Origin of the sequence: Pseudomonas sp. NPDC087639, from assembly GCF_044743385.1 — a bacterium.
GTDB lineage: Bacteria > Pseudomonadota > Gammaproteobacteria > Pseudomonadales > Pseudomonadaceae > Aquipseudomonas.
Genome location: NZ_JBIUWI010000079.1, coordinates 1 through 828, shown reverse-complemented (window position 1 = coordinate 828; position 828 = coordinate 1). Strand labels below are relative to the sequence as shown.

The following is an 828-nucleotide window of genomic DNA, read 5'->3' as shown; positions in this document are numbered from 1 at the left end:
CGGATCAACCAGTCTGTCATCGCGATTCTCAAAGCTCACCGCTTTGCTCGCCATCGTTCTTCCGACGATAGCGAACTCTCCGTCCACGAAACATTCCCACTGCTCAAAGCCATGAGCGAGCTCAAGCTCGGCGCGGCTTCGGTGGATCTGGGCAAGTTGGCGTTCAAATTCCGCAACGAAGCCAATGGCCGCACTGCCGAGCAGTTCGTCCGCGAAGAAATGGCTGACGTGGTTGGCCAGCAAAACGCTTCGGCCCGCAAAGGCACTGACGTTGTACTGTACGGCTTCGGTCGTATCGGCCGTCTGCTGGCGCGCATCCTGATCGAGAAAACCGGTGGTGGCGACGGTCTGCGTCTGCGGGCCATCGTGGTGCGCAAAGGCGCCGACAACGACCTGACCAAGCGCGCCAGCCTGCTGCGCCGCGATTCGGTACATGGTTCGTTCAACGGCACCATCACCATCGACGAAGAAAACAACACCATCACCGCCAACGGTAACCTGATTCAGGTGATCTACGCGAAGAACCCGACCGAGGTGGATTACACCCAGTACGGCATCAAAGACGCGCTGCTGGTGGACAACACCGGTGTATGGCGTGACGCTGATGGCCTGGGTCAGCACCTGGCGTGCCCGGGTATCGACCGCGTTGTTCTGACCGCGCCTGGCAAAGGCAAACTGAAGAACATCGTTCACGGCATCAACCACGGTGAAATCACCGCTGACGACAAGATCGTGTCCGCTGCTTCCTGCACCACCAACGCCATCGTGCCGGTGCTGAAGGCTGTGAATGACAAGTTCGGCATCATCAACGGTCACGTCGAAACCGTT

The 828-nt window shown here is 58.8% G+C and carries 1 protein-coding gene; it reads left to right on the top strand.

Annotated features, from left to right (window positions below):
* Positions 1-828, top strand: an 828-nt coding sequence (locus tag ACIOVB_RS23940) for a glyceraldehyde-3-phosphate dehydrogenase (protein ID WP_401271864.1), incomplete at both ends; no start/stop codon positions are given.